Below are 21453 nucleotides of genomic sequence, written 5' to 3'. Positions count from 1 at the left end.
ATTTTTATTGCATAAAGATAGCAGAAAAATATGCCAATCCCGATTGTAAATTCTATTGCCTCTTGGTTTTTGAAGAAGCGGTTTCACCAAATTGAACTGTTCTTGAAATACCCTATAGATGTGCAAGAAGAACTACTTCAGCATTTAATTGATCATGCAAAAAACACGGAGATTGGTAGGCAATACGACTTTAACTCTATAAAATCGTATGCAGAATTTGCCTACAGAGTTCCTGTTACTTGCTATGAAGATAATCAAGATCGCATTGAACGTGCACGTAAAGGAGAATCTAATATATTCTGGCCCTCTCCTATTAAATGGTTTGCCAAATCGAGCGGTACCACCAACGCCAAAAGTAAATTTATACCTGTTAGTCAGGAGTCTTTAGAGCATTGTCATTATGCTGCAAGTAAAGATTTGCTGTGCATGTATTTAAACAATAACCCTCATTCTCAGTTGTTTGTTGGCAAGGGACTACGTCTTGGAGGAAGTAAAGAACTCTATCAAGAAAATGGCACTGTTTATGGAGATTTATCTGCCATACTAATAGACAATATGCCTTTTTGGGCCGAATATAGTAGCACCCCAAAGAATGAAATTTCTTTAATGGCTAATTGGGAAACCAAGATGCAGGCTATCGTTAATGAGACGATAAGAGAAAATGTAACTAGTTTAGCGGGTGTACCCTCTTGGATGTTGGTATTGCTAAATAATGTACTCGAAACTACAGGTAAAGACAATTTATTTGATATTTGGCCCAACCTAGAAGTTTACTTTCACGGAGGCGTAAGTTTCGACCCTTATATTGAGCAGTACAATAAAATTTTACCGAAGGACACGTTTCGTTATTATGAAATATATAATGCTTCGGAAGGCTTCTTTGCCATTCAAGATCGCAATGCCAATAAAGAACTTTTGTTAATGCTTGATTATGGTATATTCTATGAGTTTATTCCAATGGACCAATATGGTACGGTTTCAGAAAAAATTATTCCGTTAGCCGAAGTAGAAGAAGGTAAAAATTATGCTATTGTAATTACGACCAATGCAGGTTTGTGGCGTTATAAAATTGGCGACACGGTAAGGTTTACCTCAACAAATCCGCACCGTATAAAGGTTACAGGGCGCACAAAACATCATATTAATGTTTTTGGAGAAGAACTCATTATAGAAAATGCTGAAACTGCACTACGGAAAGCGTCTGAACTTACTGCTACAGAAATAGTAGACTATACGGCAGCGCCTATTTTTATGGAAGGCAGAGAAAAAGGTGCTCATGAATGGATGATTGAGTTTAAAACTCCGCCCAAAGATTTTGGATCTTTCTCAAAAATATTAGACCAAGCATTGCAGGAAGTAAATAGCGACTACGAAGCAAAACGCTCAAACAACACTACACTAAATGCACCAACTATTCATTGCGCCCGTGAGCGATTATTTTACGATTGGTTAAAAGACAAGAACAAATTAGGCGGGCAGCACAAAGTACCTCGTTTATCTAATTGCAGAGATTATCTAGAGGAATTACTTCGACTAAACGGCCATTAAACACCTTTACCCTTTCGATTAAAAACGTTTTTCTTCGCTTAAAAACGTACTGAAAATCGATGATTTATGCCCTTTACCGAAATCAGATGTGCTAAATGTATTTCAACGAATTCCTAGGTAGTTGGGCTAATAGTTTTGGTAGTACTTTTCTTACTTCATAGGTTTGTACCGTTAAAATGAACGATACCCCCGCAATGAAAAAAATAATATACACCCTAGCCATCGTGGCATTTGCAATGAGTTTTACTTCATGCAAATCGGTTTCAGCTGTTCAAAAAGAGCAAAACGAAATAGCAGGATATACATTAAAAAATAAGAAAGAACTTTTTCAGCAAAAAGTACTTCACAAAAAAATTAAAACGGTAGTAGTAACTCCGTAAGTCATTTATTACAACTGTCATACTGTAATAGATAAGTTAAGTAAGTAAAAAAGCCGAACGTTTGTGTTCGGCTTTTTTTATACTACAATTTTAAAGTTTCTGTTAAGAGACTGCTTTCAATTTCTTAATAGTAGTCTTTTGCAGCTTGTCCTCTGCATACTCTCTAGTTACTGTCAAACTTTTTTCTGCTTCATCTCCAGGCAACTCGTACATAGCATCGGTTAAAACGGCTTCACAAAGCGATCTAAGCCCTCTTGCACCTAATTTGTACTCTATAGCTTGCTCTACGATAAAGTCTAGCGCTTCGGTGGTTATAACGAACTCTATGCCGTCCATTTCAAACAATTTCTTGTATTGCTTAATAATGGCATTCTTTGGCTCTGTTAAAATTGCGCGTAGTGTACCTTTATCTAGAGGGTTCATATAGGTAAGGACAGGCAATCGCCCAATAATTTCAGGAATCAGGCCAAAATCTTTTAAGTCTTTAGGAATGATATACTTTAGCATATGGTCTTTGTTTAGTACATCTTCTTTCTTAGAAGCACTAAAACCAACAGCTTGCATATTTAAGCGTTTAGAGATATGTCGTTCAATCCCATCGAAAGCACCACCTGCGATAAACAGAATATTTTCGGTATTCACTTCAATAAATTTCTGATCGGGATGTTTACGACCTCCTTTTGGCGGTACATTCACTGTTGTTCCTTCAAGAAGTTTCAGCAATGCTTGTTGCACGCCTTCACCACTAACATCTCTTGTAATAGACGGGTTATCACTCTTTCGAGCAATTTTATCAATTTCATCAATAAAGACAATTCCGTTTTGTGCTTTCTCTAAATTGTAATCTGCTGCTTGTAATAGTCTGGTAAGTATGCTTTCTACATCTTCACCAACATAGCCTGCTTCGGTTAACACAGTAGCATCTACGATGGCCAATGGTACATTTAGCATTCTCGCAATGGTCTTTGCAATTAACGTTTTCCCTGTACCTGTCTGACCAACAATTACGATATTACTTTTTTGAATTTCAATATCGTCTTCACTTTTGGGCTGTAGCAATCGTTTGTAGTGGTTATATACCGCAACAGACATCACCTTCTTGGTAAATTCTTGACCAATCACATAATCATCTAAAAAAGCCTTAATTGCCTTTGGCTTCTTAAGCATTACTTCCTTGCTTAGATCGTTATTGGTGGTATGCAGTGCTTCTTCTACTACAATACCGTGCGCTTGTTCAATACAGCGATCACAGATATGAGCATCTAATCCTGCAATAAGCAAGTTAGTTTCGGCTTTCTTACGGCCACAAAATGAACATTCTAATTCTTCTTTCGCCATGGGCTTTATTTCAATCTAATTAACGCGCTAAAATTTCGTCAATCATTCCGTATTCTTTTGCTTTGTCGGCTTTCATCCAGTAATCTCTATCGCTGTCTTCGTACACCTTCTCGTACTTCTGGCCGCTGTGTTTAGCAATAATATTATACAACTCCTCTTTCAGAGTTATTATTTCACGTGCTGTAATTTCTATATCACTTGCCTGACCCTGAGCCCCGCCCAGTGGTTGGTGAATCATTACTCTTGAGTGTGTTAATCCACTTCGTTTGCCTTCTGCACCCGCACATAATAACACAGCTCCCATTGAAGCAGCCATTCCTGTACAAATTGTTGCAACATCTGGCTTTATAAATTGCATAGTATCGTAAATACCAAGACCAGCATAAACACTTCCACCAGGAGAGTTAATGTATATCTGAATATCTTTAGAAGCATCTGTACTTTCTAAAAATAACAACTGTGCTTGAACAATGTTAGCCACTTGATCGTTAATACCAGTTCCAAGAAAAATAATACGATCCATCATTAAACGTGAAAACACGTCCATAGCCACCGCATTCATTTGGCGTTCTTCAATAATATTTGGGGTAAGACCCACAGGATACATACTACTTAAAATCTTGTCGTAATACGTGCTGCTTATGCCTTGATCTTTGATGGCATAGTCTTTAAATTCTTTTCCGTAGTTCATATAAACTGCAAATTCTATTTTAAAAAATTAAGGCGTCGATGTTTCCCTTTCGACGCCTTAAAGATACCTATTTTTTTACTCAATTACGCGTACGCTTCTTTTACAAACTTCTCGTACGTAATTTCTTTTGTCTTCAATTTTGCTTTTTCTTTAAAGAACTGAAGCATTTTATTGGTGTTTAATTGCTCGCTTAAACGCTTCACCTCTTCTTCGTTAGATAGAATTCTAGCAGAAATACTATCTAGTTCTTCGTCTGTTGGGTTGGTGTTTCCAAACTGAGCCATTTGTCCTTTAATCATATTCTTAGAATACTCTTTAAGCTCATCGAAAGTTACTTGCAAATTGTTTTCGGCGCGTAATTTTCCTTCAATTAATTGGTAACGTAAACCCTTTTCGCTACGCTCGTATTCTGCCGCCGCCTCATCATCTGTTAACGGCTTTTCACCTGAGACTTGAATCCAACGTTGTAGGAAGTCTTTTGGAAGGTCGAACTTAGTATTATCAATGAGGTCTTCAACCACATCATTTAATAATTTCTGGTCACTTTGCTGTGTAAATTGTCCTTCTGCGTCTTCTTTAATCTTTTCTTTTAGTTCTGCTTCGGAAGTAACTACTCCTTCACCAAATAACTTATCGAACAACTCTTGGTTAAGGTCTGCTAATTCGCGAGTGTTTACTTCGTCAATTTTGAAGGTAACTTCAATATCTAACCCATGAGCATCGTCATGAGAAGCGCCTAAATACTTTTGGTTATCATGATCGTCGTTAAAAAGACCTTTTGTCTTTAAAACCACAGCATCTCCAATTTTAGCTCCAGTAAGTGCAGTTAGTTGTTTCTTTCCTTTTATATCTTCTGTTGAAAGCGTCGTTTTGTTTTCAATTTCTTTTTCCGAAGAAGTAAAAGTTCCAGTAATTTCATCGCCTTTTTCAACTGTGTCTTTGGCAATGAGCTTTCCGTATTGCTTGCGAATGGTTTTCACCTGATTGTTAATCATTTCTTCGTCTGCAACAATATTATAGTGAGTTAACGCCTTCTTTCCTGGAAGTGCCACTTCAAATTTTGGCGCTAAGCCTAAGTCAAACTCAAACGAAAAATCATCGCTATTCCAGTCTATTTCACTTTCGTTTCGTGGAATTGGATTACCGAGTACATCTAATTTTTCTTCTGTGAGATATTTGTGTAAGTTCTCCTGAAGTAGTTTATTTACTTCTTCAACCAACACAGCCTGACCGTATTGCTTTTTAACCATTCCCATTGGTACATGCCCCTTACGGAATCCTGGAATATTTGCAGTTTTACGGTAGTTATTGAGTACGCTGTGTACTTTATCTGCGTAGTCGTCTTTTGAAATTTCAACCGTTAACACGGCATTTAAATTGTCTAGTTCCTTTTTTGTGATATTCATTTTGTATCCTATAAATTTCGGGATGCAAAAGTACGGTTTTTTTAAGACAGTACAATAGTACCACTACTGAAATTCAATAGGTTATTTTTCCTTAGAAAGTAAAGAATGCAATAGACTTTGTAGAAAAGAAAGGAGTAAACTGAAAATAAGTGCCCACCAAATATTCCGAACTGCGAAACCGTCAATAAAGAAATCGGCTAACAATATAATGATGGCGTTTATAATTAGTAAAAATAATCCTAACGTTATTACAGTAACAGGAAAGGTTAGCACAACCAAAATAGGCTTTACCACTAAGCGCAGTATGGCTAAAACTACTGCTACAATTACCGCAGATAGATACCCAGACACTTCTACACCAGGCAACACTTTAGCTAGCACGACAACCGCCACAGCCGTTAATAGTAGTTTTAAAATCCAATTCATTTTGACTGCTTTAAAGTATAAATATAAAAAAACCGCTTCAAGAATACTCTTAAAGCGGTTTTTAATTTTATGATATTAGAACTTAGTTGCTCACATTATTAGCAAGTGTAATCGTTCCGTAGTTTCCAATATTTACATTTGGAATAGAAGCGTTGTACGTCTGATTAATCTCATTGATAATCAAGTTTGCTGTATACGCATATCCTCTTGGTGTTGGGTGTACTCCATCTAAAGAGAACGCTCCACCTGTTACAAAGGCATCAGAAAGTAATCCGCCGTCAAACGCAATACCTCCATTAGCAACTTGTGCTAGCGCAGCACGCGCATCTACAAATCCAAGTCCGTTAGCCGAAGCCAATCCGTGGATAGTTGCATTATATGCTGCCGTAGCTGTAGCTACTCTTCCTTGTTCAACCGCAGTTAAAACAAACTGGTCACCTAATGGCACTGCCACACCGATAACTGAATTTGGATCACTAGGGTTTGCTAACGTACCTAAAACTGAAGATGCCGTTAATACTACCAAGTCGTCATTATTTGCCTGACGTAATTGTCCTAGTAAGTTTGCAAGGTCTGCAGGAAGGTTTGCAGGGGGTCCTTGTAAAATTCCACTTACATCGGTTAAATCGTCATCTGTCATGATTGGAAAATTCACTCCAGCCGAAAAGTTAATTACACGGGCATCAGCTTCTTCTTGAGAAATTACTCCAAAAGATACCAACGTTGGTAAAATTACCGTGTTATACTGTGCAAATTGAGCATTTACAGCTCCAGCTGTTGCGGCATCTAATGGAATAGACTGTACAGGTACTGTAGTAAAATAAGGAATAGACGTTACATCTGGAATATTTACTAAAACACCTCCTGAAGCACTTGCAGTAAGTGCTGCCACCTGCTCGCTGTATGCAGCAGCAAAAACGTTAGGGTCTGTAATATCGTTAGACATGTACGTAGATGGGTCTAAATTTCCTGTCTGATCTGTTCCAGCACCACCACCTGTAGCGTAGCTCAAAATATCGTTGTTTCCAATCCAAAGACTAAAAAACGACGGACTTAAAGAAGCTGCGTCTGCAATTACGGTAGCGCTTGCTCCTGTCGCAAAACGTCCGTAATACGGATTTAAAGCTGAATATCCTGGTGTTACTAAATGAAAACTTTTTGCTCCTGGCACTCCCATGTTATTAAAAGGACCTGTAGCACTTGTAGTAACTTCGGTTGTTGGAGTTCCTTCCAAAATGATAGGCCCTGTTGGCTCACCTGTTGTTGGATCTGCAGCAAGTACAAATCTGTTTTGTGCTACTTGTGTTCCGTTTAACAAAAGGCCTCCTAAGTTATCTGACATTAAAGGCTGTGTAAAAGTCTCACTACCTCCGGCCAACGCAAATTGTTGTGCCATGATGTTAGGATATGAGTTTTCTTGCCCGGTGATGTATAATGCGCCATCTGCAAAACCAGCAGTTAACGAATTTCCTACAGCAACGTAGTTACTTAAATCTGCATCACCCGATGTGTAAAAACCTTCGTCTGTAACAGGGGTGTCAAATTCTGGTTCGCAGCCTACAAAACCTAATGTTAGTAGACCTCCTAATACTATATATATTGATTTTTTCATTTTCTGTTTTAATTTAAATTACATTTTGTAGGTAAGCCCTAATCCTGGTGAAAAAGCACTCGACTTATACGTTCCTTTGAAAGGAGCTGGTTGTCCATTTTCTAAATACCCTTCGTAAGAAGCATCTACCTCTTGGAAGTGTAGGTATAAGAATGAAGCATCAATTTGCAGGTGATCTGAAATATTCACCGTTAAACCAGCCGTATAACCATTACTATCATTTCTAGGTGTTTCAGGAGAGAAGAAACCTTCAGTAACTGGCGACTCATCGAAATAGTACCCAGCTCTTAATGTAAACATTTTAGTAGCATCATATTGTAAACCAAAACGGTATGTTGATGCGTTTTTATAATTTCTTGGATTTACTGAATCTGGAATATTTTCGTCCGCAAAATCGATATCTAAACTTTCGTATACATCCCAAAAAGCTCTATTAAAATCGAAAGCAAATAACCACTTATCGCAAACTTGGTAAGACAATCCTACCGTCATTTCTGCAGGTAGTGGTAGTGATGCGTTAAATGTAGTATCAGCAAATGGTGTTAATGGAGAATTAGGAATATTTTCGAAATCTGCGTCTCCATCTTCTGCATCCAAGATAATTTCAGAACGGTAATTAGCCCCAATAGTTAAGGACTCTGTTGGTCTAAACATAGCTCCTACAGTCCATCCCCATTTAGTTACACCCGTAGCATCTACAGTTACTTCTGAACGATTTCCATCGATATCTGTTAAGGTACGATTTAAATTCCTGTTGAAATTTACTGACCCATTAACGTAGATTGGTCCACCACCTACACTAAAATGTTCATTTACTTTAATAGATACTGTTGGCTGTACAAAAATTGCCGCAAGGTCTATATTGTTTACAAGGTGAGAACCTGCCCAATCATCTTCATACTCTACTGTACTTCCAAAAGGAGAATACACTCCTAGTCCAAACGCTAACCAGTCTGTAGCTTGGTATGAACCATATAAATAGAATGGAGTTCCTACGGGACTATCGGTCATGGCAGATGCGCCAGTTGCCGTGTTCTGATATGCTACATCGGAAAAAACTCCGAAGGCACCACCAGTAATGCTCAATTTGTTTTCTAGGTAAACAAGACCTGCAGGGTTAAAAAACACAGATTCGCTGCTATTTACAATGGCAACACCTGTGTGTCCCATCGCCAAGGATTTATTTCCTTGAAGGCTCACGCGATACCCTCCAGCATACGTTACTGCAGTTGCCAAAACAACTACAGAAAGGAGTAAAAGTTTCTTCATAATGTAAGAATTGATTTAATTTTAATGAGTTTTATTATATACTAGTTTCTCGTCAAAAGGTACGTAATTATAGGTAAATACCTCAATTTATTATGCGTACATAGTAAATTCGACGATACAATGTTATAAAAATTTAATAACAATTTGATAAAATTGGGAAGGATTTTCAGCGTGCAGCCAATGTCCAGCATTCGAAATGGTAACGATGCTGGCTGCTGGAAAATGTTTTTTTATTAGCAATTCGTCTAAATCTTCAATATATCCAGAGCGAGATCCTCTTAAAAACAACGTGTCACCTAGGTATTTTGCATTCTCTGCCAGGCTTCTTCCGACGGCAGCAATATTTGAAGCAAGCACCGAAAGGTTTATACGCAATGCTAACTTTCCTTTTTCTACCCAATATAAATTTTTCAACAAAAATTGACGTGTCCCAACATCGGGTATGTAGGTAGCCAACATTTTATCTGCTTGTCCGCGCGATTTAATTTCAGAAAAGTTGAGCGATTGTAGCGCCTTTAATATATCCTGATGGTGTTGCGGATATGCTTTCGGCCCGATATCGGCAACTAATAACTTTCGCACCATTTCGGGATGAGTAGTTGCAAATTGCATAGCCGTTTTCCCTCCCATAGAATGCCCTAGCAACATAAATTCTGAAAGTTGATGGTGTTGCACATACGGAAGCAAGTCGGCTGCCATCACCTCGTAACTAAAGTCATCATGATGAAAACTCCTGCCATGATTTCGCTGATCTACCAAATGCACTTCATAACCACTTTCAGCAAACTGATTGCCTAACGTTTTCCAGTTATCGCCCATCCCTAAGAAGCCATGTAGAATAATAAAGGGAACACCTTCTCCTATAATTTGAGAGTGTAAAATCATTTCAATTTGGTTAGGTATTGTTTAATTACAGATTCTAAGCCTTCATACAAGGCTTCACATATTAACGCATGCCCTATAGATACTTCCGCCAAATGTGGCACCTGTTGTTTAAAAAATTCAATGTTATGAAGCGAAAGGTCGTGCCCGGCATTAACACCAAGACCCAGTTCATGAGCTCTTTTGGCGCAGGCCGTGTACGGCTTAACCGCATCGGTATTTCCTAAAGCATAGTCATGAGCAAACATTTCAGTATACAACTCAATTCTATCAGTACCTGTTTTTGCCGCCCCTTCTATCATCTTCAAAGTTGGGTCTACAAATATCGAGGTACGAATACCGTTTCTTTTTAATTCTGAAATTACCTCCCTTAAATAGGCTTCATTCTTAACCGTATCCCATCCAGCGTTACTAGTAATAGCATCTACCGCATCGGGCACTAAAGTTGCTTGTGTTGGCTTTAATGAAAGAACTAAATCTAGAAATTTGTCTATCGGGTTTCCTTCAATATTAAATTCTGTTGTTACTACAGGCTTTAAATCAATTGCATCTTGATATCGTATATGCCTTTCGTCTGGTCGAGGATGAATGGTTACTCCTTGTGCTCCAAAGCGTTCTACGTCTTTAGCAACCTGTACCACATTGGGCATGGCTCCACCACGTGCGTTACGCAAGGTGGCTATTTTATTGATGTTTACACTTAATTTTGTCATATCTTTTTATGCGAGACACAAAAATACAAACTTGCGGTGCGGTGGCAGCCATATTTTGACTAATTTGCAGAAAAATTAGCATTGTGAACACCCACTTATACATGATTAACGACATTAAGCCCTTTGATGCTTCTACAGCAGTCAAGGAGGTACAAACCACCTTTAATCAACTTACCTACTCTCATATTATTGTGAGTAAAGACGGTGAGTTTATAGGGTGTCTTTCTGAAACAGACGCACATTGTTTTGAGGGTGAAAAAACACTCACCGACTATCAATATGCTTTAGAACCATTTTTTGTTAAAAAAACAACACATTGGTTAGATGTTTTAGAAGCATTTGCAATTCACAACACCAATATAATGCCTGTGCTAAACGAGCAAAACAATTATCTTGGATATTACGAACTCAATGATATCATGCATCTTTTTAATGATACACCTTTTTTAAGCGAAGCAGGTGGAATTATTGTAGTTGAAAAGGGAAGCAAAGACTTTTCTTTTAGTGAAATTGCGCAGATTGTCGAGTCTAACGATGCTAAAATATTAGGTACATTTATCTCTAAAAGTGAAAACGACTTGATGCAGATTACCATAAAAATGGGGCATCAAGGCATGAACTCAATAGTACAGACTTTTAGAAGATATAATTACAATGTGGTGAGCAATCATGCAGAAGATAAATTCTTGGAAGATTTAAAAAAACGCTCTAACTATCTAGACAAATACCTAAATATTTAAGTTATGAAAATTGGTATTTACGGACAATTTTATCATAAAAACTCTGAAACCTATATTCAGCTTATTCTCGAAGCACTCAAAAAAAAGAATATTGAGGTATTAATTGAAGAAGATTTTATGGACATCATCAATCTAAATGATGGTGTACATACTACAGCTACTTTTAAAACATTTAGTAAACTTGATAAAAGTTACGATTTATTCTTTAGCATAGGAGGAGATGGAACCATACTAAAATCAATTACCTATGTTAGAGATTTAAACATTCCTATTGTAGGTATAAACACAGGCCGATTAGGATTTTTGGCGACCATTCAGAAGGAAAACATAACCGAAAGCATCAATAAAATTCTTGAAGGCAGCTATTCTATTTCAGAAAGAAGCTTGCTTCAATTAACTTCAGACCCAGTAAATTCCGAAATTTCAGAGTTAAATTTTGCACTTAATGAAGTAGCTATTAACCGCAAGAATACCACATCTATGATTAAGGTAGAAACCGAAGTAAATGGAAAATACCTGACTTCGTATTGGAGTGATGGTCTTATTCTTGCAACACCTACTGGTTCTACGGGGTACTCCCTTAGCTGCGGTGGCCCTGTAATAGACCCTAGCACTAACAGCTTGGTAATCACCCCAATTGCTCCTCACAATTTAAGCGCAAGACCCCTTGTATTACCAGACTCAAGTGTCATTACTTTACAAGTATCGGGACGAGAAAAATCGTATTTGGTTTCTTTAGACTCAAGAATTGCAACATTCGCAAATAACACTCGTCTTACTGTACAGAAAGCTCCTTTTACGATAAAACTTGTTCAATTACCAGAAGACAGTTTTATAAAAACACTTCGAAAAAAGTTATTGTGGGGAGAAGACAAGCGAAATTTGAAACAATAAATGCTGGTAAAATTTGTTAATCAACAGAGACAATTCTGCTACTAATATGGTGAAGCGGAGTTTATTGTTATATTTGCAAACTTTTTAAGGCATATGAAGTATTTCGCGAGCGTTTTTTTAATTGTTGTTAGTGTTTTTACAATACATTCCCAAACCTATGAAGTAGGTGGGTTTATTGGAGGCGCAAATTACATAGGCGATATCGGTAAAACAAACTATATTGCCCCTAACGATGTAGTTGTTGGCGGTGTTTTTAAGTGGAACCGAAGTGAGCGCCATGCATTTAGAGCCTCTATTTTGGTAGGGAATATAAGTGCAGATGATGCAGATTCTGATGAATCTAGAAGACAACAAAGAGGATATTCGTTTAAAAATACGATTACAGAACTTTCAGTAGGTATAGAATATACATTCTGGGAGTTCAATATGTACAGAGGGCAACCCGTTTCAACCCCGTATTTGTATTCTGGTATAACCTACTTTAACTATGATGCGCTTTATAAAAGAAATGGAAGCGATATTATTGTAGAATACGACCAAGCTGGCACATTCGCCATTCCAATGGTGGTTGGTTTTAAAACCACCGTAGGAACCAAATTGGTTCTTGGTTTAGAAGTAGGTGCTAGATATACATTTACAGACAATTTAGACGGCAGTAACCCAGTAAAAGGCCTGGCAGACGAAACCGCCTTAAAATTTGGAAATACAAATAGTGACGATTGGTACGTGTTTACAGGGGCAACCCTAACATTTACATTTGGCCGAAAACCATGTTACTGTAATTTTTAATATGAGCTTACAAGCACAAATAGACCCGAAAAAAATCCCACAGCACCTTGCTGTAATTATGGATGGAAATGGGCGTTGGGCTAAAAAACAAGGCTTATTTAGAACTATTGGTCATGAAAATGGCACAAAGGCGGTTCGAGAAATCGTAGAGGCCTCTGCCGAACTCAACATTAAATTTCTTACGCTGTATGCTTTTTCTACGGAAAATTGGAATCGTCCAAAATTTGAAGTAGAAACCCTCATGAAGCTATTGGTGTCTTCTTTAAAGAAAGAAATAAAAACACTAGACAAAAACGATATTAAACTCAATGCCATTGGTAATTTAGACTCGCTTCCGAAAAAAGCGAAAACTGAATTATTTGACGTTATTGAAAAAACTAAGAACAATACCAGAATGACCTTGACACTAGCCTTAAGCTATGGGTCTAGAGAAGAATTGGTAAAAACCATCCAAGAGATTAGCCATAAAGTTAAAAATAAGCTAATTTCGCCGTCTGAAATAGATGAAGCAACTATAAATAATCATCTTTACACCCGCGATTTACCAGACGTGGATTTATTAATACGCACCAGTGGTGAGCAACGTATTAGCAATTTCCTTTTATGGCAAATTGCATATGCCGAATTGTACTTTACAGAAACACTTTGGCCAGATTATAGAAAAAACCATCTTTTTGAAGCAATATTAAATTATCAAAACAGAGAACGAAGATTTGGAAAGACCAGTGAACAACTTGAAGAATAATACACTATTGCATAGATCCAAAAAGTTATTTTACCTTCTTATAGCTACCATACTATTTGCAGGAAGCACTTATGCCCAGCAAAAACAACTGGATAGTGGCAGAAAATACACGTTAAACAGCATAAAGGTTACAGGTAACCAAAGCTTTAACGAGCAAACGGTAATTGCCTTTACAGGACTTAAAGTGGGAGAACGTCTTTATGTGCCAGGAGAACGTCTTAGTAGTGTAACAAAAAAATTATGGGATCAAAACCTTTTTAGCGACATTGCATTTTACGTAGCTAATATCGAAGGTGATCTTGTAGACCTCGAATTATACATCGTAGAGTTACCAAAACTCAATGAAGTAACAATTGAAGGCATTAGAAAAGGTAAAAAGAAAGAAATCCTCAACGACAACGATCTAAAACCCGGTAAAAAAATTACCAAGAACCTTCTCACCAATACCAAAAATTACATCAAAGACTCGTACAAAGAAGATGGATTTTTTAACACCCAAGTCGCTATAAGCACTACTCCTTATATTGACTCGTTAGGAACAGAAGTTGGTCAGAACATGCTTATTCGCATAGACAAAAACGATCGTGTAAAAGTTTCAGATATCGAATTTAACGGTAACGACGCACTAAGTGATGCTAAGTTGCAAAGAGCGATGAAGAATGTAAAAAAGAAGAAATTCTATCGTTTTTGGAAAATTTCAAAATATACAGAAGACCTTTTTGCCGAAGATAAAGCCTCTGTAATTACTAAATACAAAGCCAATGGGTACAGGGATGCTCGTATCACTGGCGACACTCTAATTATAAAAGACGAAAAGAATGTTGCTTTAAACATAGACGTTGAAGAAGGAAAACGTTACTATTTTGGAGATATTCGTTTTATAGGAAATAGCGTATATACAGATGGACAACTACGCCAAAAGCTAGGTATTAAAAAAGGAGAACCTTACAACGGTGTTTTATTAGCTGAGCGAATTGCAGATAATTCAGATCCTGATGCAGACGACATTACCAATTTATATCAAAACAATGGATACTTAGCGGTAAACATCAACCCTGTAGAAGTGGCGGTTCGCCAAGATACCATCGACTTTGAAATTAGAATTATTGAAAGAAATGAATTCTATTTTGACCACATTACTGTAGTTGGAAATAAAAAAACCAACGACCACGTAATTTATCGTGAACTTAGAACGCGTCCTGGACAAAAATACAGTAAGCGAAACGTAGTACGTACCATTCGTGAATTAGGTCAATTGGGCTATTTTGATGCCGAACAACTATCTCCAAATTTCAAATTTGTAGATGAAAACAACGGATTGGTAGATATTGAATACAGCGTAGTTGAAAAAGGATCTAGCCAAATTGAACTTCAAGGAGGTTATGGTGGCGGTGGATTTGTAGGTACTCTCGGACTCTCATTCAACAACTTCTCACTTCGAAATCTCTTTAATGGAGAAGCCTACCAACCCTTACCAATGGGTGATGGTCAGAAATTATCGCTACGAGCTCAGGCAAGTACCTTTTACCAAACCTATAGCTTATCGCTTACAGAACCATGGCTTGGTGGTAAAAAACCAATTCAGCTAAGCACTTCGTTTTCTCATACCATTCAGTATCTATACGATTTCCAATCGAGAGAGGTAGATAAAGACAGTCGTTTCTTAATTACGGGAGGATCTGTTGGACTTGCAAAAAGACTTCAATGGCCTGACGATTACTTTACACTTTCTCAAGCTGTAAGTTTTCAGCATTACAATTTAAAAAATTACAACACAGGACTTTTTACCTTCGGTGATGGATATTCTAACAACCTAGCGTACACTTTAGGTATAAGTCGAAATAATACTGCAACAAACCCGATATATCCAGTTAGCGGATCCAACTTTAGCCTTACTGCTAAAGTTACATTCCCTTATTCTGCCTTTAATGGCGTAGATTATAAAGGATTGCGAGCAGAACGTGATGGCTTAGAGGAGCAATTAGCAGACGATATTACTAATGTAGATATTCGCGAACGAATTGCAGAAATAGATCAAGAGCGCTTTAACTGGCTAGAATACTATAAAATTAAGTTTTCTGGAGACTGGTATACCAGACTAGTAGAAAGATTAGTATTACGTACCAAAACAGAATTTGGTTACTTAGGGTCTTATAATAACGATAGAGGAATCCCACCATTTGAGCGTTTCTTCGTGGGTGGTGATGGTTTAGGATCGTTTAGTTTAGATGGCCGTGAAGTAATTCAGTTAAGAGGATATCCAAATCAGTCACTTTCTAATAACGATGGAAATACCATTTACAATAAATTTTCGTTAGAAGTTAGATATCCTATTACTTTAAAGCAGTTAGCATCTATTTATGTGTTAGGTTTTGCAGAGGGTGGAGCCGCTTATGATGGTTTCCGAGATTATAATCCTTTCAGGATTAGTAGGTCTGCTGGCGCAGGATTACGTATATTTATGCCTGCGTTTGGATTATTAGGTATAGATTTTGGGTATGGTTTTGACCCAATTCTGGGCAATGATCAACCAAATGGATGGGAAACCCACTTTATTATTGGACAACAATTTTAATATTGGCACGATATTTTCTTAAACTACAACCGACAATTATGAAGACATTAAAATTACTTTCAATCTCACTAGCGTTTTTATGCATCTCTTTTGCTGCAGATGCACAACGAGGTGTTCGTATAGGTTACATTGATATGGAGTACATCTTAGAGAGTGTGCCAGAATACAAGGAAGCCGAAAAACAACTGGATGCAAAAGTGCAGCGCTGGAAAGCAGACATTGAAAAGAAAAGCAAAGAGATTGACCAGATGAAACTCAATCTTGCAAACGAACGCGTTCTACTTACCAAAGAACTTATTGAAGAACGTGACGAAGAAATAAAAATTAAAGAAGACGAATTAATTAAATACCAACAAGACCGTTTTGGACCTAATGGTGATTTAATCATTCAACGTAGACAGCTAGTACAGCCTATACAAGATCAAGTTTTTAATATTGTTCAGGAAATTGCAGAAGCGAAAAAATATGATTTCATATTCGATAAATCTGCAGATGTTGTGATGCTCTTTGCCGCACAAAGAAATGATATTAGCGAATCTGTATTAAGAAGCATTAATCGTTCTAACAAGAGAAAAGAAGTAACGTCTAGAAAAGAAAAGAAAGAAGTTGAAAAACGTGAAAGCTTAAGCGATGAAGAAGATGAAGCTGTAACAGAACGTGAAAAAGCAATTGAAGACAAGAAAAATGAACGTGAAGCTGCCATGGCAGAACGTAAGCGAATTAGAGATTCTATACGTGAAGTTAAAAAAATGGAATTTCAACGTAAACGAGACAGCCTATTAGCTGTTCGTAAGAAAAGACAAGACTCAATTAAGAAAGCTCGTACTGGTGGAAACAGCACTGCTCCCCCAAGTGGAGATGGCGATGGTGAAGGAGACGGTGGGCTTTAAAAAATTTAATACTTAATAATCTATAGTAACACTTAAATTAAATACAATTACAATGAAACACTTAAAATTAGTTGCAATAGCAATCGTACTTTTTGTTGGTACTACAAGTGCCGCATTAGCACAAAGTAAAGTAGCACATATCAACACTCAAGAATTGGTTGAAGCAATGCCAGAGATGAAGTCTGCCCAAGCTCAGTTAGACAAACTAAAGAAGACCTATGACACAGAGCTTAAAGGAATGTATAAAGAGTTAGAGACGAAAGCAAAGCAATACGATGCTGAAGCTCCAACAAAAACAGATGAAGAAAACCAAAAGCGTGTTGAAGAAGTAACTGGAATGCAACAAAACATTCAGGCCTATAACCAACAAGCACTTCAAGATCTTCAGAAGAAAGAAGTTGATATCTTACAACCTATTTTAGATAAAGCTCGTTTGGCTATCCAAAAAGTAGCTCGTGCCCAAGGTATCTCTTACGTTTTTGATGCAACACCAGGTGGTGGAATGTTGTTGGCAGATGGTAAAGACCTTCTTACAGACGTAAAAAAAGAATTAGGAATCTAATTTCTTTTATATAAAACTGAAAGCTCGCCATTAGGCGAGCTTTTTTGTTTTGGTATCTTTATCTTTAAGCCAATGAAAACAACAGCACCCATAGGCATCTTTGATTCTGGTGTAGGAGGCACCTCAATTTGGAAAGAAATTCACAAGCTCCTTCCATATGAGCATACTATCTACCTTGCCGATAGTGCAAATGCGCCCTACGGAAATAGAACCGAATCAGAAATCGTAGCGCTAAGTCGCAAAAATACCGAAGTGTTATTAGCAATGGGCTGTAAAATAATTGTAGTAGCCTGTAACACTGCTACAACAAACGCCATAGACACCTTGCGCGCATCTTACGACGTTCCAATAATAGGCATTGAACCGGCAATTAAACCTGCTGCTCTCCAAACAACAACAAAGAGTATTGGTATACTAGCCACCAGAGGAACCCTAAGTAGCAGTTTGTTTCATAAAACTTCAGAAACCTTTACAAAGGATATTTCTGTGGTAGAAATTATTGGAGAAGGATTAGTACCTCTCATCGAGGAAGGTGCCTTAAATAGCCTAGAAATGCGTCAGCTGCTCAAAAAATACACCGCTCCCATGTTAGCAGCCAATATAGACTACTTAGTTTTGGGATGTAGCCATTATCCGTATATAATCCCCTTGCTACAAGAACTGCTACCCGCTTCAGTTACCATAATCGATTCTGGAGAAGCCGTAGCTAGACACACCAAGAAGATGTTAGAAACAACAAAGGCGCTTTCCGAAGTAAGAAAAACACCTGCACTTCAGTTTTACACAAATGCAGATACCCAAACACTCAAGTCTCTACTGAATAAGTATTCTCATAAAATTTCAATAGAAAAACTGAAATTTTAACCAACATTTATACTCAAGGAATAAGAGTAGTAAGCTAATAAAGGCACCTCTTAGAGAACCTATTTAACTAGCCAAAAAATGCCAATAAATCTTTTTTCTTTGAAGGGCTTACCATAATTTCTTTACCACTGCTTAACACAACACTGCCACCCTTCCCTTTTTTGTATTCGATGATTTTGTTCACATTCACCAAATAGCTTTTATGTACGCGCGCAAAACCGTTGTCTTTTAATGCTTCTTCAAAATACTTAAGGGTCTTGCTTACCAGTTTCTTTTTCTCACCTACAAAGATCTGAGTATAATTATCGTCTGCCTGGCAATACAAAATATCTGCTACCTCTAACACTTCAAAACCTTGTTGCACTGGAATGGTTATTTTACCTGAAACCTGCGTAATTCTAGGTTGTAATACTGTATTTTGAAGACTATTCTCTTTTGTTTTGATCTCATGCACATAATCTACAGCATCAATAAGTTTATCGATATCTATAGGCTTTAGCAAATAATACGATGCATGTGCGTTTAACGCATCAATAGCATAATGGTTATATGCAGTCACAAACACCGTTTCAAACGTTCTATCACCCACTTTGTCTAGTAAATCGAATGCATTTCCGTAGGGCATTTCCACATCTAAAAAAACAAGGTCTAAATCATGATTACGAATTAGCACCAAGGCTTCATCTACATTAGCTGCTTCCCCTAAAATTTCAACTTTCGGACAATACTTTAGCAGGTATTTTTTAAGTATTTCGCGACTTGTTTCTTCGTCCTCAACTATGATGGTTTTTAATGTCATTTCTGAAATTTTAAGTTTAATCCTTCTTCAGGGTAAGTACAACTTGTGTCCCTTCTTCATTTTCGAACATGTTCTGAACGGTTACGTCAACCTTATCCTTATACATATCGTTAAGTATTGTTATACGCTTTTGGATATTACCCATGCCCTGACTTTTCTGTTTTTTCTGGTTGTCTGTCTTCAGTAATTTTGACTTTTTCCTGCCAATACCGTCATCTGTAATTGTAATAGTCACCGTTTCGCTGTCTATTTGCTTAAAGTGAATATCGAGGTGTCCTTTCTCTTCTTTGTATCTCAAGCCATGCCATACTGCATTTTCCACATAAGGCTGCAAGAGCATAGGTGGAATTACAAATTCTGAAAGTTGTAAATTTTCGTCTACCGTTACTGTGTATTCAAACTTATCTTTAAAGCGGAAATGTTCTAACTTCACGTACAGCTCTAACAATTCAATTTCTTTACTCAACGGAATAAAATCTTCTTCACTATTCTCCAATACGCTGCGCATAAGTTGCGAAAACTCACTTAAGTATTTATTGGCGGCACGTTCATCGCTCATGGCAATAAAACTATTTACCGAATTAAGCGCATTAAATATAAAATGCGGATTCATTTGTGTACGCAGCGACTTAAGCGCTAACATATTGTTTGCGTACCGCTGTTGCTTTACACTTTTAAATTGAGTGTAGGCAGTAAACAGCAACAACAATGCTATTAGCACCAACGAGACAATGACCCACTTTTGTACCTGATTATTCTTTTCAATAAGCTCTTGATTTTCAAAAGCCAATTTATAGCTACTAGCGTTGAGTTCTCGCTCATTTTCAAGGCTAATAATTCTATTTTGTTTTAAGGCAATTTCTTTATTAAAGCGGGTAGCTTGAGATAGTTCTTGTTCCTTTTTAATATATAGCTCATCTATTACTGCTACGTAGCGTTCATAACTCTCTGCAGCTTTGCCGTAATCACCAATGCCTTTATATACCTCAGAAAGTTTACGCGTGGCATCTTTTTCTACGATAAGGTCGTCTTTAGATTCTGCTTCAGAAATACTTTTCTTTAAAAAAGGAATCGCTTCTTTGTATTTATCTTGAGCAATATAGGCGTTAGCGATGTAATAATTTTGTCGCTGCGGTGTAAGCTGGTTGTCTGGTGAATTTTCTGGCTCGGCATCTTTATCTTCTATTTCTTCCAATTCAGAAAGTGTTTCAGACCGTAGTCTTATCTCATCATCAAAGTTTTGATTTCGGTTATAAAAATTGGCAACTTTATTTTTTTCTTCTACCCAACGCTTCGGATTTTCCTTTTTTGCCAAATCTAAGGAGTTCCCGTAATATTCTGCTGCTTCTTCTACAGCACCACTTTCAGAATATACTTCAGCAATTTTAGAATTTAGATTGGTAATCTTGGGTGTAATTTGATGAGCAGTTGCAATGTCTAGTCCTTTCTGATAATTAGATACGCTCTTTACTGGATCATTGATGGCCTTATAGGTGTCGCCCAGACCCTCGTAAACTTCAACTTTTTGATAATTGCCCAAATTAGCTTTTAGAAGTTCTTTATAGGCTGCTATACTTTCTTGGTAATTGGCATTCATTCTAAAAGCGGTTGCCAACTTAATACGGCGGTCTAGGTTAGCGCTTTCAGAAATACTGCGTTTAAAATTATCTATGGCTAAATCGGGTTGCCCCCAAAATAGATTAATATCTCCTAACGTTTCAAACGCAATTGCTGTTTGTTTTTTGGTTATAGAAGACCCTCTATACGGTTGTATTGCCTTCGTAACATAGCCGATACTCTTATTAGCATCACTTTTTAATGTAGTTTTAGCAGAATCTATATAACGCTGAAACAATCCTACGCCAGATTGGCTACTGGCCGTACTAATTGGCAGCCCTTCACCTTCGCTCTTTTGCACTTTTATTGTAATATTTTGTTCGTCTTTTACAGTATAATAAACGGGCTTAAAGGCGTCACTTTTTATACTAAGTTCATCTCCAATTTCTGCGGAAATAGAAAATTCTCCATTACCGTTGGTCGTTGTGTAGGCCCCAGCGTCTATTTCTACATTTACTCTTGAGATAGGCTTGTTGGTTTCAGCCTCTACCACCACTCCTTTGAGCACAAAAGATTGCTTCGATTTTTTACGTACCTGCCCCTGGGTAAGGCCCATTGCAAATACCAATACTAAGGTGGTAAGAATATATTTCATAATAACTAGAAAGTGTAAACATACAGATTGTAATGCACTTGTAAAAGCGGCTGTCGGCGATTCCAACTAATAAATAGCGCAAAATGATATACTTCCCTCAAAACATTGATCTCCTGAC

Annotated in this window: 20 protein-coding genes; 10 read left to right on the top strand and 10 right to left on the bottom strand. The window is 37.4% G+C overall.

Going from position 1 to position 21453, the window contains the following annotated elements; genetic code table 11:
• Positions 1-30: 30 nt before the first annotated feature.
• Positions 31-1548, top strand: coding sequence for a GH3 auxin-responsive promoter family protein (locus G5B37_RS11670; RefSeq protein ID WP_164680205.1), 1518 nt, complete (start codon positions 31-33; stop codon positions 1546-1548).
• A 194-nt stretch (positions 1549-1742) separates the two neighbouring features.
• On the top strand, positions 1743-1928 hold the full coding sequence (locus tag G5B37_RS11665; protein WP_164680204.1) for a hypothetical protein: 186 nt from the start codon (positions 1743-1745) through the stop codon (positions 1926-1928).
• Positions 1929-2030: 102 nt separating this feature from the next.
• Here G5B37_RS11665 and clpX read toward each other — a convergent pair whose 3' ends face one another.
• From clpX to G5B37_RS11625, 8 genes are all read right to left on the bottom strand, one after another.
• The gene (clpX, locus tag G5B37_RS11660; RefSeq protein WP_164680203.1) at positions 2031-3266 is read right to left on the bottom strand and encodes an ATP-dependent Clp protease ATP-binding subunit ClpX; all 1236 of its coding nucleotides are present in this window, start codon (positions 3264-3266) and stop codon (positions 2031-2033) included.
• A gap of 19 nt (positions 3267-3285) precedes the next feature.
• Entirely contained in the window at positions 3286-3957 is a 672-nt protein-coding gene (gene clpP, locus G5B37_RS11655) for an ATP-dependent Clp endopeptidase proteolytic subunit ClpP (protein ID WP_164680202.1), read from the bottom strand.
• Between the two features lie 83 nt (positions 3958-4040).
• Entirely contained in the window at positions 4041-5363 is a 1323-nt protein-coding gene (gene tig / locus G5B37_RS11650; protein WP_164680201.1) for a trigger factor, read from the bottom strand.
• An 81-nt stretch (positions 5364-5444) separates the two neighbouring features.
• The gene (locus tag G5B37_RS11645; RefSeq protein ID WP_164680200.1) at positions 5445-5789 is read right to left on the bottom strand and encodes a phage holin family protein; all 345 of its coding nucleotides are present in this window, start codon (positions 5787-5789) and stop codon (positions 5445-5447) included.
• Between the two features lie 82 nt (positions 5790-5871).
• Entirely contained in the window at positions 5872-7401 is a 1530-nt protein-coding gene (locus G5B37_RS11640) for an SGNH/GDSL hydrolase family protein (protein WP_164680199.1), read from the bottom strand.
• Positions 7402-7419: 18 nt separating this feature from the next.
• Positions 7420-8670, bottom strand: coding sequence for an OmpP1/FadL family transporter (locus tag G5B37_RS11635; protein WP_164680198.1), 1251 nt, complete (start codon positions 8668-8670; stop codon positions 7420-7422).
• Positions 8671-8793: 123 nt separating this feature from the next.
• Positions 8794-9555 (bottom strand): alpha/beta fold hydrolase, encoded by a 762-nt coding sequence (locus G5B37_RS11630; RefSeq protein WP_164680197.1) that lies wholly within the window; start codon positions 9553-9555, stop codon positions 8794-8796.
• Positions 9552-10265 (bottom strand): pyridoxine 5'-phosphate synthase, encoded by a 714-nt coding sequence (locus tag G5B37_RS11625; protein WP_164680196.1) that lies wholly within the window; start codon positions 10263-10265, stop codon positions 9552-9554. Before G5B37_RS11625 ends, G5B37_RS11630 begins: the two co-directional genes overlap by 4 nt.
• 83 nt (positions 10266-10348) lie before the next feature.
• On the opposite strand from G5B37_RS11625, the gene G5B37_RS11620 reads away from it, so the two are divergent.
• The 8 genes from G5B37_RS11620 (at position 10349) to murI (ending at position 18324) form a co-directional block, all read left to right on the top strand.
• Positions 10349-11005, top strand: a complete 657-nt coding sequence (locus tag G5B37_RS11620; protein ID WP_164680195.1) for a CBS domain-containing protein — start codon at positions 10349-10351, stop codon at positions 11003-11005.
• A gap of 3 nt (positions 11006-11008) precedes the next feature.
• Positions 11009-11899, top strand: coding sequence for an NAD kinase (locus G5B37_RS11615; RefSeq protein WP_164680194.1), 891 nt, complete (start codon positions 11009-11011; stop codon positions 11897-11899).
• 93 nt (positions 11900-11992) lie between these two features.
• Complete coding sequence (gene porG, locus G5B37_RS11610) at positions 11993-12688, top strand: type IX secretion system protein PorG (RefSeq protein WP_164680193.1); 696 nt, start codon at positions 11993-11995, stop codon at positions 12686-12688.
• 1 nt (position 12689) lies between these two features.
• Positions 12690-13433: an isoprenyl transferase gene (locus G5B37_RS11605; protein ID WP_164680192.1), complete on the top strand. Its 744-nt coding sequence runs from the start codon at positions 12690-12692 to the stop codon at positions 13431-13433.
• Positions 13414-16008 (top strand): BamA/OMP85 family outer membrane protein, encoded by a 2595-nt coding sequence (locus tag G5B37_RS11600; protein ID WP_164680942.1) that lies wholly within the window; start codon positions 13414-13416, stop codon positions 16006-16008. Before G5B37_RS11605 ends, G5B37_RS11600 begins: the two co-directional genes overlap by 20 nt.
• A gap of 38 nt (positions 16009-16046) precedes the next feature.
• Positions 16047-16898 carry an OmpH family outer membrane protein gene (locus G5B37_RS11595; protein WP_164680191.1) on the top strand — a complete coding sequence of 284 codons (852 nt, stop codon included), beginning with the start codon at positions 16047-16049 and terminating at the stop codon, positions 16896-16898.
• Positions 16899-16950: 52 nt separating this feature from the next.
• Positions 16951-17460: an OmpH family outer membrane protein gene (locus G5B37_RS11590; RefSeq protein ID WP_164680190.1), complete on the top strand. Its 510-nt coding sequence runs from the start codon at positions 16951-16953 to the stop codon at positions 17458-17460.
• Positions 17461-17532: 72 nt separating this feature from the next.
• The gene (murI, locus tag G5B37_RS11585; protein ID WP_164680189.1) at positions 17533-18324 is read left to right on the top strand and encodes a glutamate racemase; all 792 of its coding nucleotides are present in this window, start codon (positions 17533-17535) and stop codon (positions 18322-18324) included.
• 67 nt (positions 18325-18391) lie between these two features.
• Here murI and G5B37_RS11580 read toward each other — a convergent pair whose 3' ends face one another.
• A complete protein-coding gene (locus tag G5B37_RS11580) occupies positions 18392-19123 on the bottom strand; it encodes a LytR/AlgR family response regulator transcription factor (RefSeq protein ID WP_164680188.1) in 732 nt (243 codons plus the stop codon).
• A 16-nt stretch (positions 19124-19139) separates the two neighbouring features.
• Positions 19140-21335: a histidine kinase gene (locus G5B37_RS11575; protein WP_164680187.1), complete on the bottom strand. Its 2196-nt coding sequence runs from the start codon at positions 21333-21335 to the stop codon at positions 19140-19142.
• Positions 21336-21453 lie beyond the last annotated feature (118 nt).

The sequence above is a fragment of the Rasiella rasia genome (assembly GCF_011044175.1).
In the GTDB taxonomy this organism is placed as follows: Bacteria; Bacteroidota; Bacteroidia; order Flavobacteriales; family Flavobacteriaceae; genus Marinirhabdus; species Marinirhabdus rasia.
The sequence above is the reverse complement of the archived record's forward strand: the minus strand, read 5'-3'. Positions and strand labels throughout refer to the sequence as shown.

Excerpts from the sequence above, each read along its gene's own strand:
- G5B37_RS11670 (WP_164680205.1), top strand. The coding sequence starts at position 31 with ATGCCAATCCCGATTGTAAATTCTATTGCCTCTTGGTTTTTGAAGAAG.
- G5B37_RS11665 (WP_164680204.1), top strand. The coding sequence starts at position 1,743 with ATGAAAAAAATAATATACACCCTAGCCATCGTGGCATTTGCAATGAGT.
- clpX (WP_164680203.1), bottom strand. The coding sequence starts at position 3,266 with ATGGCGAAAGAAGAATTAGAATGTTCATTTTGTGGCCGTAAGAAAGCC.
- clpP (WP_164680202.1), bottom strand. The coding sequence starts at position 3,957 with ATGAACTACGGAAAAGAATTTAAAGACTATGCCATCAAAGATCAAGGC.
- tig (WP_164680201.1), bottom strand. The coding sequence starts at position 5,363 with ATGAATATCACAAAAAAGGAACTAGACAATTTAAATGCCGTGTTAACG.
- G5B37_RS11645 (WP_164680200.1), bottom strand. The coding sequence starts at position 5,789 with ATGAATTGGATTTTAAAACTACTATTAACGGCTGTGGCGGTTGTCGTG.
- G5B37_RS11640 (WP_164680199.1), bottom strand. The coding sequence starts at position 7,401 with ATGAAAAAATCAATATATATAGTATTAGGAGGTCTACTAACATTAGGT.
- G5B37_RS11635 (WP_164680198.1), bottom strand. The coding sequence starts at position 8,670 with ATGAAGAAACTTTTACTCCTTTCTGTAGTTGTTTTGGCAACTGCAGTA.
- G5B37_RS11630 (WP_164680197.1), bottom strand. The coding sequence starts at position 9,555 with ATGATTTTACACTCTCAAATTATAGGAGAAGGTGTTCCCTTTATTATT.
- G5B37_RS11625 (WP_164680196.1), bottom strand. The coding sequence starts at position 10,265 with ATGACAAAATTAAGTGTAAACATCAATAAAATAGCCACCTTGCGTAAC.
- G5B37_RS11615 (WP_164680194.1), top strand. The coding sequence starts at position 11,009 with ATGAAAATTGGTATTTACGGACAATTTTATCATAAAAACTCTGAAACC.
- porG (WP_164680193.1), top strand. The coding sequence starts at position 11,993 with ATGAAGTATTTCGCGAGCGTTTTTTTAATTGTTGTTAGTGTTTTTACA.
- G5B37_RS11605 (WP_164680192.1), top strand. The coding sequence starts at position 12,690 with ATGAGCTTACAAGCACAAATAGACCCGAAAAAAATCCCACAGCACCTT.
- G5B37_RS11595 (WP_164680191.1), top strand. The coding sequence starts at position 16,047 with ATGAAGACATTAAAATTACTTTCAATCTCACTAGCGTTTTTATGCATC.
- G5B37_RS11590 (WP_164680190.1), top strand. The coding sequence starts at position 16,951 with ATGAAACACTTAAAATTAGTTGCAATAGCAATCGTACTTTTTGTTGGT.
- murI (WP_164680189.1), top strand. The coding sequence starts at position 17,533 with ATGAAAACAACAGCACCCATAGGCATCTTTGATTCTGGTGTAGGAGGC.
- G5B37_RS11580 (WP_164680188.1), bottom strand. The coding sequence starts at position 19,123 with ATGACATTAAAAACCATCATAGTTGAGGACGAAGAAACAAGTCGCGAA.
- G5B37_RS11575 (WP_164680187.1), bottom strand. The coding sequence starts at position 21,335 with ATGAAATATATTCTTACCACCTTAGTATTGGTATTTGCAATGGGCCTT.